General features: G+C 68.4%; 15 protein-coding genes. 11 read left to right on the top strand and 4 right to left on the bottom strand.

All coding sequences use genetic code 11. The features are described 5' to 3' along the window. Positions 1–48: 48 nt before the first annotated feature. The 8 genes from ACQEXA_RS04610 (at position 49) to ACQEXA_RS04575 (ending at position 7,678) form a co-directional block, all read left to right on the top strand. The gene (locus ACQEXA_RS04610; protein ID WP_432936997.1) at positions 49–810 is read left to right on the top strand and encodes a FadR/GntR family transcriptional regulator; all 762 of its coding nucleotides are present in this window, start codon (positions 49–51) and stop codon (positions 808–810) included. Beyond that, positions 807–1,952, top strand: a complete 1,146-nt coding sequence (dgoD, locus tag ACQEXA_RS04605) for a galactonate dehydratase (RefSeq protein WP_360998465.1) — start codon at positions 807–809, stop codon at positions 1,950–1,952. The genes ACQEXA_RS04610 and dgoD overlap by 4 nt, the downstream gene beginning before the upstream one ends. A gap of 5 nt (positions 1,953–1,957) precedes the next feature. Next, positions 1,958–2,773, top strand: a complete 816-nt coding sequence (locus ACQEXA_RS04600; RefSeq protein WP_432936999.1) for a hypothetical protein — start codon at positions 1,958–1,960, stop codon at positions 2,771–2,773. After that, positions 2,770–3,405: a bifunctional 4-hydroxy-2-oxoglutarate aldolase/2-dehydro-3-deoxy-phosphogluconate aldolase gene (locus tag ACQEXA_RS04595; RefSeq protein ID WP_432937002.1), complete on the top strand. Its 636-nt coding sequence runs from the start codon at positions 2,770–2,772 to the stop codon at positions 3,403–3,405. The genes ACQEXA_RS04600 and ACQEXA_RS04595 overlap by 4 nt, the downstream gene beginning before the upstream one ends. Beyond that, positions 3,402–4,307 (top strand): SMP-30/gluconolactonase/LRE family protein, encoded by a 906-nt coding sequence (locus ACQEXA_RS04590; RefSeq protein ID WP_432937004.1) that lies wholly within the window; start codon positions 3,402–3,404, stop codon positions 4,305–4,307. Before ACQEXA_RS04595 ends, ACQEXA_RS04590 begins: the two co-directional genes overlap by 4 nt. Before the next feature lie 10 nt (positions 4,308–4,317). Next, positions 4,318–5,295: a sugar kinase gene (locus tag ACQEXA_RS04585; protein WP_433128774.1), complete on the top strand. Its 978-nt coding sequence runs from the start codon at positions 4,318–4,320 to the stop codon at positions 5,293–5,295. A gap of 420 nt (positions 5,296–5,715) precedes the next feature. Continuing rightward, the gene (locus tag ACQEXA_RS04580; RefSeq protein WP_432937010.1) at positions 5,716–7,071 is read left to right on the top strand and encodes an NAD(P)/FAD-dependent oxidoreductase; all 1,356 of its coding nucleotides are present in this window, start codon (positions 5,716–5,718) and stop codon (positions 7,069–7,071) included. Positions 7,072–7,333: 262 nt separating this feature from the next. Then, on the top strand, positions 7,334–7,678 hold the full coding sequence (locus tag ACQEXA_RS04575) for a hypothetical protein (RefSeq protein WP_432937012.1): 345 nt from the start codon (positions 7,334–7,336) through the stop codon (positions 7,676–7,678). A gap of 143 nt (positions 7,679–7,821) precedes the next feature. Here ACQEXA_RS04575 and ACQEXA_RS04570 read toward each other — a convergent pair whose 3' ends face one another. From ACQEXA_RS04570 to ACQEXA_RS04555, 4 genes are all read right to left on the bottom strand, one after another. Next, the gene (locus ACQEXA_RS04570) at positions 7,822–8,415 is read right to left on the bottom strand and encodes a hypothetical protein (protein WP_432937015.1); all 594 of its coding nucleotides are present in this window, start codon (positions 8,413–8,415) and stop codon (positions 7,822–7,824) included. 257 nt (positions 8,416–8,672) lie between these two features. Next, positions 8,673–8,927 (bottom strand): hypothetical protein, encoded by a 255-nt coding sequence (locus tag ACQEXA_RS04565; RefSeq protein WP_432937017.1) that lies wholly within the window; start codon positions 8,925–8,927, stop codon positions 8,673–8,675. A 549-nt stretch (positions 8,928–9,476) separates the two neighbouring features. Then, positions 9,477–10,418: an RNA polymerase sigma-70 factor gene (locus ACQEXA_RS04560; RefSeq protein ID WP_432939913.1), complete on the bottom strand. Its 942-nt coding sequence runs from the start codon at positions 10,416–10,418 to the stop codon at positions 9,477–9,479. A 552-nt stretch (positions 10,419–10,970) separates the two neighbouring features. Further along, entirely contained in the window at positions 10,971–11,855 is an 885-nt protein-coding gene (locus ACQEXA_RS04555; RefSeq protein ID WP_432937020.1) for a sigma factor-like helix-turn-helix DNA-binding protein, read from the bottom strand. Between the two features lie 481 nt (positions 11,856–12,336). Between ACQEXA_RS04555 and ACQEXA_RS04550 the strand changes: the two genes are divergently transcribed. The 3 genes from ACQEXA_RS04550 (at position 12,337) to qcrB (ending at position 14,664) form a co-directional block, all read left to right on the top strand. Further along, entirely contained in the window at positions 12,337–12,627 is a 291-nt protein-coding gene (locus tag ACQEXA_RS04550; protein WP_432937023.1) for a WhiB family transcriptional regulator, read from the top strand. A 79-nt stretch (positions 12,628–12,706) separates the two neighbouring features. After that, complete coding sequence (locus ACQEXA_RS04545) at positions 12,707–12,988, top strand: hypothetical protein (RefSeq protein WP_433128772.1); 282 nt, start codon at positions 12,707–12,709, stop codon at positions 12,986–12,988. Positions 12,989–13,044: 56 nt separating this feature from the next. After that, a complete protein-coding gene (gene qcrB, locus ACQEXA_RS04540) occupies positions 13,045–14,664 on the top strand; it encodes a cytochrome bc1 complex cytochrome b subunit (RefSeq protein WP_432937027.1) in 1,620 nt (539 codons plus the stop codon). The last annotated feature ends 172 nt before the right edge of the window (positions 14,665–14,836 follow it).

Raw genomic sequence — 14,836 nt, 5'->3', positions numbered from 1 at the left:
GGAACCGACCGCTACGGCCACCGACCGAACAGCAAGAAAGGCATAGACATGACGCCATACGCGCGCCGCGGAGTGCACGGCCAGACCGTGGAGACCCTCGCCCGCCGGGTACTCAGCGGCGAAATCCCCGAGGGTGCGACGCTCGACATGGCGGCCCTGCAGAGCGAGCTGGACGTCAGCCTGACCGCCCTGCGCGAGTCCTTGAAGGTGCTCGCGGCCAAGGGCATGGTCGACGCCCGGCAGAAGCGCGGGACCTTCGTCCGGCCCCGCTCGGACTGGAATCTGCTCGACGCCGATGTGCTGCGCTGGCAGTTCGCCGAGAGCAGCGGCACCGGTGCCGATCCCACACTGCTGCGCAACCTCGGCGAGGTCCGCGGCATCATCGAGCCCGCCGCCGTGCGCCTGGCCGCGGACCGGCGCACCGACTCCGACCTCGAGGCGCTGGAGGCGGCACTGACCGCCATGAGCCAGGAGGGCGGCGCGAGCGACGCCGTCGAGGCCGACCTCGCCTTCCACCGGGCGCTTCTCGCAGCCACTCACAACGAACTGCTGGAACGCATGGAGATGGTCATCGAGTCGGGCCTGGCCCAGCGGGACCAGCTCGTGCACAGCGCCCCGCACAGCGAGGACCCGGTGCCCAGCCACCGCGCCGTCCTCGACGCCGTGCGCGACCGGGACCCGGACGCCGCGGAACACGCCATGCGCGCCCTGCTCGACCAGGCGACGCGCGATCTGGACAAGGTCAGCGGTCCCTCCGCGCCCGAGGGCGCGGACGGTTCCACCGAGGAGAAGGACGGTCAGGGACAGTGAAGATCGCGCGCGTCGAGACCTTTCTCATCCCGCCCCGCTGGCTGTTCTGCCGGATCGAGACCGACGACGGGGTCGTCGGCTGGGGCGAGCCTGTGGTCGAGGGCAGGGCCGAGGTGGTCCGGTCGGCCGTCGAGGTGTTCTCGGAGTACCTGGTGGGCCAGGACCCGCTGCGTATCCAGGACCACTGGCAGGTGCTGACCAAGGGCGGCTTCTACCGGGGCGGCCCGGTCCTCTCCAGCGCCGTCGCCGGCATCGACCAGGCCCTGTGGGACATCGCGGGACGCGCCCTCGGAGTGCCGGTGCACACCCTGCTCGGCGGTCCGGTCCGCGACATGGTGCGGGTGTACGCCTGGGTCGGCGGTGACGAACCCGAACGACTCAAGGAGGAGGTCACCGCCCAGGTGGAAGCCGGCTTCACCGCCGTCAAGATGAACGCCGCCGGGCGCACCTCGCGGATCGGCAGCCCCGCCGAGACGGCTGCCGTCGTCGAGCGCGTCGCGGTCGCCCGCGAGGCCCTGGGCCCGCACCGCGATGTCGCCGTCGACTTCCACGGCCGCTTCAGCGCCGCCAACGCGCGGCGCGTGCTCCACGAGATAGCCCCGCTGCACCCGCTGTTCGTGGAGGAGCCGGTCCTGCCCGAGCAGGCGCACCTGCTCCCGGGACTGGTCGCCGCCTCGTCGGTGCCGCTCGCCACCGGTGAACGTCTCTACGGGCGGGCCGACTTCCTCCCCGCCCTGACCGCGGGCGTCGCAGTGGCGCAGCCGGACCTGTCGCACGCCGGCGGGATATCGGAGGTCACCCGGATCGCCTCCCTCGCCGAGACCTTCGGGGCCCACCTGGCGCCGCACTGCCCGCTCGGCCCCATCGCGCTGGCCGCCAGCCTCCAAGTCGCCTTCGCCACGCCCAACTTCCTGATCCAGGAGCAGAGCCGGGGCATCCACTACAACAAGGACGCCGACCTGCTGTCCTACCTGATCGACACCGAGCCCTTCCGCTTCGTCGACGGTCAGGCGCACCGCACAGGACTGCCTGGACTCGGCATCACCGTCGATGAGGACGCGGTGCGCGCCGCCGACCGGTCCGGCCACGCCTGGCGCAATCCGGTCTGGCGGCACGCCGACGGCTCCTTCGCGGAATGGTGAGCGTCATGCGGTTGCCCGTCCGCGTCGCCACCGACGCCGACCACGGCGGGCGCTGGACGTCGCTGACCGCGGGGGACCGCGAGTGGCTGTGGCACCGCGACGAACCCCGCCGCCGCGTGGTCCGGCCCGGTGACGCCTTCGCCGACGCCGGGGGGCTGGAGGAGTGCGTGCCCACCGTGCGCGGGCTGCCCGACCACGGGGACGCCTGGTCGCGGCCCTGGCTGAGGGCCGGGGAGGAGGACGTCGTGGAGTGCCCCGACTTCCGTCTGACCCGGCGCATCCGCGAGCGGGAGGACGCGGTCGTCGCCGACTACACGCTCGCCGCCGAACCCGGCTACCGCTTCGTGTGGGCCGCACACGCCCTGCTGGATCTCTCCGAGGCCGCCCGGATCGACATCGGCGGACCAACGGCGACCCGGCTCTACCCGGACGAGGGCGACCGCTGGACAGGCGGCGCCTGGCCCACCGTCGACGGAATACCGCTGGACCGGCTCGGCCCGGACGACGGCAGCGCCGTGGGAGCGGTCGTCCTCGCCTCCCAGGTGTCCGTACACGACGGCACCGACACCCTGCACCTGTCCGTCGAAGCCGACGGCCAGCCGGTCGCGGTCGCCCTCTGGCGCAACCTCGGCGGCTTCCCCCAAGAGGCGCCGTACCGTTCGATCGGCGTCGAGCCGATGCTCGGCCGCGTCTTCGACCGCGCCGCGGCGGACGACGGGGACACCGCCGTCGTACCGCCGACCGGCGAGGTCGCCTGGCGGCTCACTGTCACCGCGACCCGCCACCCCTCAACCCCCGTCACCAGAAGGGATGCCGGATGAACCTGCTCGCCGCGCTGCGCGACCACCGGCTGCTCGCCATCGTCCGCGGCAGTGATCCGGACGCCGCGCTGACCACCGTGCTCACCCTCGCAGAAGAGGGCGTCACCCTCATCGAGGTCTCTCTGTCCGGGCGCGACGCGCTCGATGTGATCGCGCGGGCCCGCGCCGAGCTCGGCCCCGGCGCGACGCTCGGCGCCGGAACCGTGCTCAGTTCCGACGACGCCCGTGCCGCCCAGAAAGCCGGCGCCGCGTTCCTTGTCACGCCGGCGGTCAGCGACGGCATCGCCACCGGGCGGGAGCTCGGACTCCCCGTACTCGCGGGCGTGATGACCCCCACCGACATCCTCCAGGCACGGCGGCTCGGCGCCGACGCCCTCAAACTCTTCCCGGCGGGCAGCGCCGGGGGCCCCGGCTATCTGAAGGACCTGCGCGCCCCCTTCCCGGACCTGCCCTTCGTACCGGTCGGGGGAGTGGACGCAGCCGCGGCCGCGGACTACCTGCGCGAGGGAGCCACGGCCGTCGGCGTCGGATCGCCCCTGGTCGGCGACGCCGCCGCCGGTGGCGACCTCACCGCCCTGCGCGAGCGAGCCCGCGCCTTCCTGGACGTCGTCCGCACGCAGGCCCGCCCGTGACCACTCCCGCGGTCCTCGGGATCGACCGCCTGGAACTGGGCGAGGGCATCCGCTGGACGGACGGCCGCGCCGTGCTGACCGACATCCTCACCGGGCGCCTGCTCGCCCTGCCCGAGGGGCCCGACGCGCCGCTCACCCCGATCATTCAACTGCCCTGCCCCTTGGGCGCCGTGGCACCGGTGGAGGGGTATCCCGGCCACTGGATCGCGGCGGCGGGCACCGGCATCTGCCGCATCGACCCCGAGGGTCGCGTCGACTGGATCGCCCGCCCCGAGGACGACGCACCCGTGGCGATGCGCATGAACGACGGCGTCGCCGATCCGCACGGCCGCTTCTGGGCCGGCAGCATGGCGTACGAGACCACCGAGGACGCGGGCTCCCTCTACCGCCTGGACCGCGACGGCCGCGTCACCCGTGTCCTACGGGACATCACGATCCCCAACGGCCCGGCCTTCAGCACCGACGGCACCGTCATGTACCTCGCCGACAGCGCCCGGGGCGTCATCCGCCGCTACCCCGTCGACCCGGTGAGCGGCGACCCGGGCACCCCCGAGCCCTTCGTCACCGTCGAGTCCGGCAGCCCCGACGGCATGACCACCGACGTCGAGGGCGGCCTGTGGACCGCCGTCTGGGGCACCGGGCAGGTCCACCGCTACCATCCCGACGGCAGCCTCGACCGGATCGTCGACCTGCCCGCCGGGCAGCCCGCGGGACTATGCCTCGGCGGCCCCGACGGCCGTACGCTCCTCGTCACCAGCGCGCACATCGGCCTTTCCGCCCCGGAACCCCTCGACGGTGCCGTTTTCGCGGTCCGGGTGGACGTCCCCGGCGTCCCGGCCGCCCCGTACCGCCCGGCGGCCCTCTCCGGCCCTGCCCCGGCGGACCGCGCCGACACACCCTAGGAATCACACCATGAGCACCCATCGGCCACTGCGTCACGGCCCCGTGGCCTGCGTCGGAGAGACCATGGTCGCCCTCGCCCCCGACCCCCTGGGGCCGCTGGACGGCGCCGACCTGCTGCACGTCGACATCGCGGGCGCCGAGTCGAACGTCGCCCTCTACCTTGCCGACCACGGCATCCCCGCCCGCTGGGTCTCCGCGGTCGGCGACGACCCCTTCGGCCGTCGCGTCCGCGCCCGGATCGCCGCGGGCGGCGTCGATGTGAGCGGTGTCCGCATCGACCAGGAACGCCTCACCGGCCTGCTGCTCAAGGACCCGGGCGCGCACGGCACCCGTGTCCACTACCACCGCACCGGATCCGCCGCCTCGGCCCTCACCCCCGACGTGCTCGACGACCCGGCGCTGGCGGGCGCCGCGCTCGTCCACCTCAGCGGTATCACCCCCGCCCTGTCGCCCGGCTGCCGCTCCCTCGTCGAACGCGCGCTGCGTCCCGACCGTCCCTGGCCCGTCAGCTTCGACGTCAACCACCGCCCCGCCCTGTGGGCCGGCCGGTCCGCCGCCGACGTGCTGCGTCCGCTCGCGGACCTGGCCGACATCGTCCTCGTCGGACTCGACGAGGCCCAGGCTCTGTGGGGGGACGGCATCACCGACGCCGAAGGAGTGCGTGACCTGCTGTCCGGTCCGCACATCCTCGTCGTGAAGGACGGGGACCGCGCCGCCACCGCCTTCGTCGGGGACGCCGTCCACAGTGTGCCCGCGCTGAAGGTGCGTGTCGCCGAACCCGTCGGCGCGGGCGACGCCTTCGCCGCAGGATTTCTCAGCGGCCTGCTGAGGCAACTCCCCGTGGACCGCGCCCTGCGCCTCGGCCACCTGACCGCGGCATCGGCCCTGAGGGTCGTCGCCGACCACGGACCGCTGCCGGACCCCGCGCTTGTGGCGGCGCTGCTGGACGCCGACGAGGGCACCTGGCGGGCCGCGGTGATCGACTGATCCCTCCGGAGGGACCTCGTCGCGGTGTCTCGTGCGCGCACGCCCGACGCCAGGGAACCCTGTCTGATCGTCGGCCACTACATCCGACAGCCGCGCTCGCCGACTCCCGGTTCGCCGAGGACTTCCGTGTGGACGGGAGTCCTCGGACTCCCGTCCACCGGGACCCCCTCTTGTAGTACGACGAGCCAGTCCTCGGCCGGGGTATGCCTCACCCCCGCCCGGCACGCGTCCAGTTCGCCCGTGTCGGGCGTTGTATCGGCCGCATGCTCGTGGTGCTGGGCGGTCGCATGGCCGGCGACCTGTCGTCCGGGTGTGCTCTGGACCTGCGGAGGAGGCGGTGAGACTCTTCACCGCCATGGCGTGTCACACCACCTTGCGCCGCTCTGTCTATGTGGTGTCGAACAACGAACAGAGGACAGCATGCGTGAGATTCTGATCGTCGGTGGTGGCTACGCGGGCTTCTACACTGCATGGCGCCTTGAGAAGAAGCTGCGTGCGGGTGAGGCGAGGGTCACGGTCGTCGATCCGCGTCCGTACATGACCTACCAGCCCTTCCTGCCTGAGGTGACGGCCGGTTCGGTCGAGGCACGTCATGCCGCCGTGTCGCTGCGCCGGCACCTGCGCAGAACCCGGCTGATCGCTGGGAGTGTGACCGAGATCCGTAACGCGGACCGGACGGTCACGGTCCGGCCCGTGAACGGCCCCGACCATCAACTGAGTTACGACACCATCGTGGTGACCGCCGGCGCCGTGACCCGCACTTTCCCCATTGCCGGAATTGTGGAGCAGGCGATAGGCCTGAAGCACGTGGAGGAGGCGGTGGCCATCCGGGACCGGTTGATGACCGCGTTCGACCAGGCCGCTTCACTGCCGCCTGGTGCCGAACGACAGAGACTGCTCACCGTCACGTTCGTGGGCGGCGGGTTCTCCGGCGTCGAAGGCTTCGGTGAACTGCTGGCGCTGGCGACCGCGATGCTCAAGTCCTATCCGGAGCTGAGCATGGCCGACCTCTCCTTCCATCTGGTGGAGGCCCGGGGCCGCATCCTGCCCGAGGTGGGCGACAAGCCCGGGGCCTGGGTGGTGCGCCACTTGGAAGGCCGCGGCGGCCACGTCCACCTGAACACACAGCTGGTCTCCGCCGTGGACGGGCATGTGGTGCTCTCCGACGGAACGGAGTTCGACTCGGCGCTCATCGTCTGGGCCGCCGGCAACGCCTCGAACCCCGTCGTCCACAACCACACGGATCTGCCGGTCGACGAGCGTGGCCTGATCGTGGTCCGGGCCGATCTTCGGGTGGGCACCGACAGCGATCCTGTGCCGAACGTGTGGGCGGCGGGAGACGATGCGGCCGTTCCCGACCTGGCTTCCCCTGTGCCGGGGGCGCACACGGTGCCGAACGCGCAGCACGCCGTGCGGCAGGGCAAGCGCCTTGCCAAGAACATCGTGGCAGACCTGCGCGGGGGAAGGGTCCGTGACTACCGCCACAACAGCCTGGGAGTGGTGGCGACCTTGGGCCTGGGGCGAGGCATCTTCCAGTACAAGGGCCTTGTCATCAAGGGATTTCCCGCCTGGCTGATGCACCGGGGCTACCACGTCCTGGCCGTGCCTTCCTGGGAGCGCAAGGTGCGCGTTCTCGCCGTCTGGCTCACCGCCGCCGCGTTCGGCCGGGATCTCGTCTCCCTCGCCTCTGTACAGCACCCGCGCGACGCGTTCGTCGCGAGTGGCAATCCGCCCCGCTTCGGCCAGGACCGCGAGGGTGACCACACCACCGCCTGAGCACGCGAGGGGGGGCTGTCGCTTCGGCTGACGGGCGGTTCAGACACGCGTGCCGTCAGGCCATGAGCGTGAGTCGTCCGGCCCGATGGCGACCAGCAGCTCGGAGAACACCCTTGCCTCTGTCCGGCGGGGCCGGTGACCTCGCCGGCCCCGCCGGACAGACGCCACACGGCCCGGACCGCCGGCGCTCGCCATCTGTTCTTCCACCTGTCCGAATCCGGCATCGCCGGGACCGAACTTTCCGTACCCCCTGGAGCACACCATGGACGCGAGTGAGGAGGCCGCGCGCGGCCTGAGCGACATCGAGAACTTCCTCTACAGAAAGGCCCATCTGGAGGCAGCACATCAGCGTGTGGCAGCTTTCACCGCACGGATGCCCGAACTGACCGAGGAGCAGACGTGGGACATCGAACGGTGGTACGTCGGAGAGCAGGTGTACATGGCCGAGATGGTGACCCAGCACATCGCCGACAGCATCAGCGCGACGGAGACGCGGTACCGCACCCGTCTGACGCGATGGCGTCGGGGAACACTGGCCGCGATGAGTTTGCTCAGCGCGGCCATGATGAGCCTGTGCATCGCTCTCATCTTGGGCAGGAGCGTTTGACCCGCGAGGTCGGCACCGGCGCGCCCTCCGAGCACAGGGGCGTGTTGTGACGATTACTGATGGTTACCCGATTGCCTTCAGGTACGTGTCGGAGGAGCGCCAATGCCGCCGCCGACAAAGGACTCCCGCACGGCGCTCGCGCGCTAGGAACGCTTGGCCCGGTAGAGGCCTCGGCCGGTCCGCTGAATACGGGATGTACCGACAAGGCGATCGAGGGTGCTGCGGACCGCGTTGATGGTTCCGCTGTCGGAATCACGACCCAGCGCCGCGGCGACATCACGAGCCCGCACGTCGGCGTCGCCGGCTGCGACGAAGTAGTCCATGATCTGCTCGGTGAGCTTGCCGTATTTCTTGTGACCGTCCGTGTCGGTGCCGACGGGAACAGTTCTCTCCTCGTCCTTGCCGCTCTTCGGCTTCTGTACCTGGAGCGCGGACTTCGCGGTGGCGTCCGGCGATCCGGGGGAGGCCACCTTCTTCTCCGGGGCGGCGGGCATCGCAGCCTGGCTCCCCTCGGTAACCCCAGCACCGGTCGTGCCCGCCGAGGTCACCGCGGCAGCCGGGTTGCCCATCACGGCCTGAAGGGCATGGAGGGCCCGTTGCACCGAGCTGAGATGCGCCACGACCGCAGCCAGTTCCCTCTCCAGCGCCTGCTTCTGGATCTGCAGGCGGGCCAGGTCCTCTTGAAGGCTCTCGGCGGTGATCTCGATGTCGTGTGCCGCGCGGGTTACGGAGACCATGTGTTCCTCTCGTCCTCTACCCGTCCTGCCGCGCCTCGGCTCGCCTGTTTGCGCCAGCCGGCCTGGACGCGAGAGTAGCTCCACTCGACATCATATGCAGTGGGCCACGGAGAACGGAGATGCGTCAGAGCGGCCCAACGGTCTCACAAGATGTTCACCCCGCCGCGCTGAGGATGGTTCGGTACGCCCTGAGAGATGTCGCAGCCACGATTGCCACTGTTCGCGGTTGATGTATCGGGTATGAAAACCCATGGTTGTCAGTCGACTGAGGGTTTTGCCCGTCCTGTCGCCGGATGGTCCGCAGTGTCCTCGCTGTCCGCTGCTCCGGCTGGGGTGGCGGACATGGTGTGCAACCGCCCCAGCGCGTCGCCGATTGCCTCGATACGGGCGTCGACGGTGTCGATCGCCTCTTGAATCATGCGCAGGCGGGCCTCGAGGAGAGCCGCCTCGGCTGCCAGAGACGCACTGGCCGCGGCAGGATCGGGGTGCTTGTCAGGTTCTGGTGCCATCATGTGTCTTTCTGCGGCTTCAGCCGGTTTTTGTACCAACCAGTGGGTGTGCGGGGCAGCAGAGCATCGGCAGGCCCGCCCGTACGGTGCCGCAGGCGTCTGCGGCCGGTGCCGCGAACAGGCCGGCACCACCGCATCAGCCCGGTCTGTATCGGGGGTGCCTGGACGTACGCCGGACGGGACACGCAGGTTGCGGTGTACGGACAGTGCGCGGCGACCGCCGGCGCCTGAAAGGACGGATGCCCTGATGCCGGCCCCCCCGCCGGCCGGGGAAAGCGGGGCCCTCCGTCGCGTGGACGCATAGGTGGTCCCTGGCTTCCGAGGCCATACGTGTCCCCTTCCTCGCTGTGAGGGCTTGCGCGAGTGGCCGCACAAGTCACATCCGCATTGACCGAGTAGCTGAGAGAGCTGTGACGGACGCGCGCGACGGACGTTGCCCGGCTTGCGGGCCGGCCGGTCGCGCCTGAGATCGCTGGCAGCCAGAGAGCCGGGGGTTGTGCGCCAGACGGCCGGCCGCTCGTCCCCGGCGGTGCCCCGCCCTGCCTGCTGCGGTCAGCCGCCGCTCTGCACGGCGCCGAGAGCGGCTGTGAAGCGGGAACGCGAATCGAGGAACGCAGCGATCTTGCTCGGGTTCCATACCCACATCACCTTGTGGACGCCTTCCTCCGAGACGGCCATCGTCAGGATGGTGCTCGGCACACCGTGGTGGTAGAGCATCACGCCGGCGCGGCCGTTGACCTCGACGTATCTGAGATCCGCGTTCCCCCAGAACCATGGAGCGGCGATCGACAGTCTGGCCACCCTTGCACGACCCAGAACCGGTTTGCGCGCGGCTCCCCGGATTCCGTTGCCGTCGGACAAACTGACGGCATCCGGGGTGAGAAGGGCTTCCAGCTCGGCCACATTCCCGGTTTGAGCCGCTGAGACGAAGGCATCCAGCAGGCGGCGATGCTCAGTCGCGTCCACGCTCTCCCGCTGCTCGGCCGTCAGATGCTTGCGCGCACGGCTCACTATCTTGCGCACGTTGACGAGGCTGAGCTTCAGGATCTCGGCGATCTCGGGGTAGCTGTAATCGAACGCCTCGCGGAGTATGTAGCAGGCGCGCTCAGTGGGGTTCAGCCTCTCCAGCACCAGCAGCAGGGCCAGTTCCAGAGCCTCCGCGCGCTGCGCCCCCACCTCCGGGTCCGAGCTCGTGTCGACGGGCTCGGGCAACCACGGTCCGATGTACGTCTCCCGGCGCAGACGCGCGGATTGCGCGACGTTGATGGCCAAGCGGGTCGTGGCGCTCGACAGGAAGGCCACCGGGCTCACCACGGCGGAGCGGTCGGTCTTCTGCCATCGAAGCCATACTTCCTGGACCACGTCCTCGGCCTCGACCACGCTGCCGAGTACACGGTAGGCGATTCCGAAGAGACGTGGCCGGTGCTGCACAAAGACGGACGCAGCCTCTGCGAGGGCACTTGCACTTGCCGTGGGGGACGGCTCGAGGTGCATGATCGTGCAGCCTTCGTCCCCGCGGTCGACGTCGTCTGAAAGCGGGGCCATGCCAAGTTCTGCGGTCAAGGGGGTGGTGTCCACGAGCGGTCCTCGGACGCGCTTCTCAAGCCCGGCGCCCTGCAGGGCAGGAGGCCCTGCAGGGCCGGTTTTGGCACTGTAGGAACTGCGGTCACTACGAGTCACGCCTGCTCCAATTGCATATGTTCCAGATGCCGAGATCGGCCCCGTTCATGTGTCAGGACCGGAGCAGAGGGACGTCACCGTCTGCTGTCGGCGGAGGCAGCCTCATTGCAGGCACACCGTGTTTTCACGGGCTCACGACTTGACCGTCCGATCAAGCACACTTCTGAGCAAAAATGCCTCGTCCAGGTAACGATGTCCGCATAGCCCCCAGGTCAGGGCTGTGGAACCGTTCCCAACAGTGTCATTAGAACACTGGCACACTGTTCATCAGCAGGTGGGTCGGCCTACGGTGCCGATGAGACCGGAAGGCGCCCCGTAGCGGCCCTGTCATGGCGGCGAGGCGCTGGCCGGCCCGCGTCGGCACGGCTATGCGGAGGTGGGGCCCGGGAGTGAGGGCTGGTTCCAGGAGTGCAGCTTGTCGGGGTTGAGGACGACCCAGACCTCTGTGACTCGATGGTCGGCGATGCCGAGGGTGATGACGGCGGCAACCTGGTGGTTGTAGCGGGCGACGAGGCCGGTTCGGCCGTTGACGGAATGCGTGGACAAGGTGGTGCGCAGGGGGAGCGCCAGCAGCGTCAGCATGCTGTCGGCGACCTGCCGGCTGCCCCGTACCGCCCTGCTCACTGCCCTGACCTTGCCGCCGCCGTCGAACCAGGCCGTGACGTCCGGTGACAGCAAGCGCGCGAGTATTTCGGGGTCCCCGCTCACGCAGGCCTGGCGGAAGGCGCGGGTGAGGACGTCGTGCTCCTTCGGTGTCGTGGGTCGTGAACGCTGTATCCGAAGGTAGTGGCGTGCCCGATCGAGGAGTTCGGCGTACTCCGGTTCTGTGTGTCCCACGATGTCGGCGACCGTGTCGGAACTCATCCCGAAGACGTCATTGAGCACGAACGCCGCCCGTTCGGCCGGCGGCAGGGCGTCCAGCGCGTCCAGAACGACCGGGCCGACCTCCTCCTCCGTGGCAGGAGGAAGCTCGGTCCCCTGGGGATCAGGGACCGTTGCCGGCAAGCCATCGGCCCAATCAGGCAGGACAAGCCGGTCCAGACAGAGTTCGCCCGCGGTCTTCGCAAGCCAGGACCTGGGATCTGTGATCCGCTTGCGCACCCCGTTCGGCAACCGATACCAGCGGCGGTAGGTCTCATCGACAACACATTCCGCCTCGCTGGGGCTGCCCAGCATCCAGTAGGCGACATCGAGCAGATACCGACGCTCCTCGAGTATCTCCGCGATCGGCGCCACGTCCGTGTGGTCCATACCGCACATTCCCCCTCGCACGACATCACTCGACGGAGCCCCACGTATCGGCCCGGTCGACGTCCAGGAAGGCTTCAGCGACACCGGCAACCCGGCGGTGTGCCACCCACGAACGCCCGGGTGCCCAGGACGGGGGCCGCAGTAGCCGGCGGCTGAATCCTTGAGCACGACGCACCTCATCCATTTTGTCGGCTCAATTCTTTAGACCGAGTACGCACGGAACCTGTGACATGGGGCTCCGCGCACGATCACGAGGACGCGGGCAGCATCCTTACGCCCGGCCCACCGCACTGCGCAGGTGCGAAGGACTCCGACACTCGACGATGCCCGCATGGGCCCGCACACGCCCCCCGAGTGTCACACATGTGCCGGTTGTCCGGTCTCACGTGACGGCCCTGTCACCTCTTCGCAGAGATGAGAAAGCCCGTGATCAAGTTCGGCGTCTCCTGCCGACTTTCGAACCCAGAAAGGTCCCCTCCCCATGGCGATTGCAGAAGGTGACTACGCGACGTATTGGCGCGAACGGGCGGCTTGCCTGCGCATGGATCCTGATCTTTTCTTCCCCGTGGGAAACAGCGGTCTGATGCTCCAACAAATCGAGGAAGCAAAAGCCGTCTGCGGCCGCTGCCCTGTCGTAGAGCAGTGCCTCGCCTGCGCCATGGAGTTGGGCCAGGTGGACGGCATCTGGGGCGGCACCACGGCGAGCGAACGCCGGGCGATGTATCGGCGTGCTGGCCGCCGAGAAAAGAACGCGGTCACCTCAGCGGCGTGACAGACCTTTTTTACCGTCCGGCCGTCCTGAGAACGACACCGCTGAACTGGGCCTGCGCCCGCACACTCAAGGAGGAACCGTGACCGAGAGCGTCCTGGAACACACCCCCGGCAGCGCGAACTCCGCAGCCAGACTCGACGAATTGGACTGCGCCGCAGTCGTGGACGCAAGGGGACGGATCCACGATCACCGCGCGCACATCCTGCCCATGGCCAGCCCCGACTGTGTATTCGCCAACTCTTCGGGCGCGGTCGTCATACCTGCCCGGAACCTGCACCGAGTGCTGGAGGTCGCTCTTGAATTCGAAGGTCAAGACTCCCTTTTCATGAAGGAGATCCAGGCCGAGGAAGTGCCCCTCTGAGGATCTACGGAGTCGAACTCATTCCTTGAGGGTGATCTATGAATGGTGGTTGCGGCATGAGTGGCGGGAATCGGGAAAAGGAAGCGAGCCGAGGTAGAAAGGGGGAAATGATTGCCGAATGGGTCGACGGGCGCCTGGGTGGGTACAGTTCAGTCAGAGAAAAGGCACGAAGAGCCTTCCCTGACCACTGGTCGTTCATGCTGGGGGAGATCTGCCTCTACAGCTTCATCGTCATCGTCGTCACGGGCGTGTATCTGTCACTGTACTTCCATCCGTCGATGAATGGAGTGGAGTACAACGGCCGTTATGTGCCACTGCAGGGCCAGATGGTTTCGGATGCATTCAATTCGACCATGCACATCTCCTTCGATGTGCGTGGCGGGCTGCTGATCCGTCAGGCCCACCACTGGGCAGCGCTGGTCTTCGTCGCAGCGCTGTTCGCCCACATGATGCGTATATTCTTCACCGGAGCCTTCCGTAAGCCCCGTGAGCTCAACTGGGTGTTCGGATTCCTGCTGCTCGTCCTCGGACTGTTCGCAGGACTGACGGGATACGACCTTCCGGATGACCTTCTTTCCGGGACCGGACTCGCAGTCGTGAACGGAACAATTCTCTCCATCCCGATTGTCGGAACCTACTTCTCGATGTTCCTCTTCGGTGGCGAGTTCCCGGGGGGTGATCTGGTGGCACGTTTCAACACGATCCATGTTCTGCTCATCCCTGCCCTCATGGTGGGACTGCTCGCCGCCCATCTGTTCCTGGTCTTCTATCACAAACACACGCAGTATCCAGGCCCGGGACGGACCAACGAGAATGTCGTGGGCCTGCCGCTCAAGGTGCACGCCGTGAAATCCGCAGGATTTTTCTTTCTGGTCGCCGGCGGCATCTTCGTCATCGCAGCGATTGCACAGATCAACCCCATCTGGCTGTACGGCCCCTATCGTGCCGACCAGGTCTCGGCCGGATCGCAGCCCGACTGGTACATGGGCGTAGCGGACGGGCTGCTGCGGGTCATGCCCGGCTGGGAAGTCGACTTCTGGGGCCACACCCTGGCTCTGGACAACCTGATCCCGCTGGTGGTCGGCGTCGGCCTCTTCTTTGTCATGGGCGCATACCCGTTCATCGAGTCCTGGGTGACCGATGACGACCGTGATCAGCACATCCTCGATCGACCACGCAACCGCCCAGTGCGAACGGGGCTTGGTGTCGCTTGGGTCAGTTTCTTTCTCGTGGCCCTGATCGGTGCCGCGAACGACATCATTGCCACTCGCTTCGGTGTCGCGGTCGAATCAGTGTCGTGGGCGGTTCGCATCGGGCTCTTCGTTGTGCCGCCCACTGCTTTTGCCGTGGCCAAGCGCTTTGCTCTCGGTCTCCAGCGCCGAGACCGCGACAAGGTGCTGCACGGCCGCGAAACGGGCATTATCAAGCGGTTGCCGAACGGCGAGTTCATCGAGGTGCACGAACCGCTGAGCCGAGAAAAGCTCCACGCCCTTACCCAGTACGAGCAATACAAACCGATCACATCCGGACCTTCAGGTGACGCGAGCGGCCCGGATACGGGATCTGGTCTTGCTCGGCGCCTGCGCGCCAGGCTGAGCCGACGCTTCTACGGAGAAAACACTCAGATCGCCAAACCGACCGCGGTGGAGTACAAGGAGATCACCGGCAAGCATTGACGCACACCCGTGGTTGCAGCGGTGGCTCCGTGCAGTCTCGGCACGAACACCGTTGTCCATGCGTACGCACCTTGCGCTCTTCCCGACGGTCCTTCCTGACCTCGCCGAAGCTCGCCTGCGGCGCGCTCCGCGAGCGGGAAATGGTGGCGTCTGCTTTTTCTTGACATGTGTC

It is taken from the genome of Streptomyces sp. CA-106110, assembly GCF_050936285.1.
Taxonomy (GTDB): Bacteria; Actinomycetota; Actinomycetes; order Streptomycetales; family Streptomycetaceae; genus Streptomyces.
The sequence above is the reverse complement of the archived record's forward strand: the minus strand, read 5'-3'. Positions and strand labels throughout refer to the sequence as shown.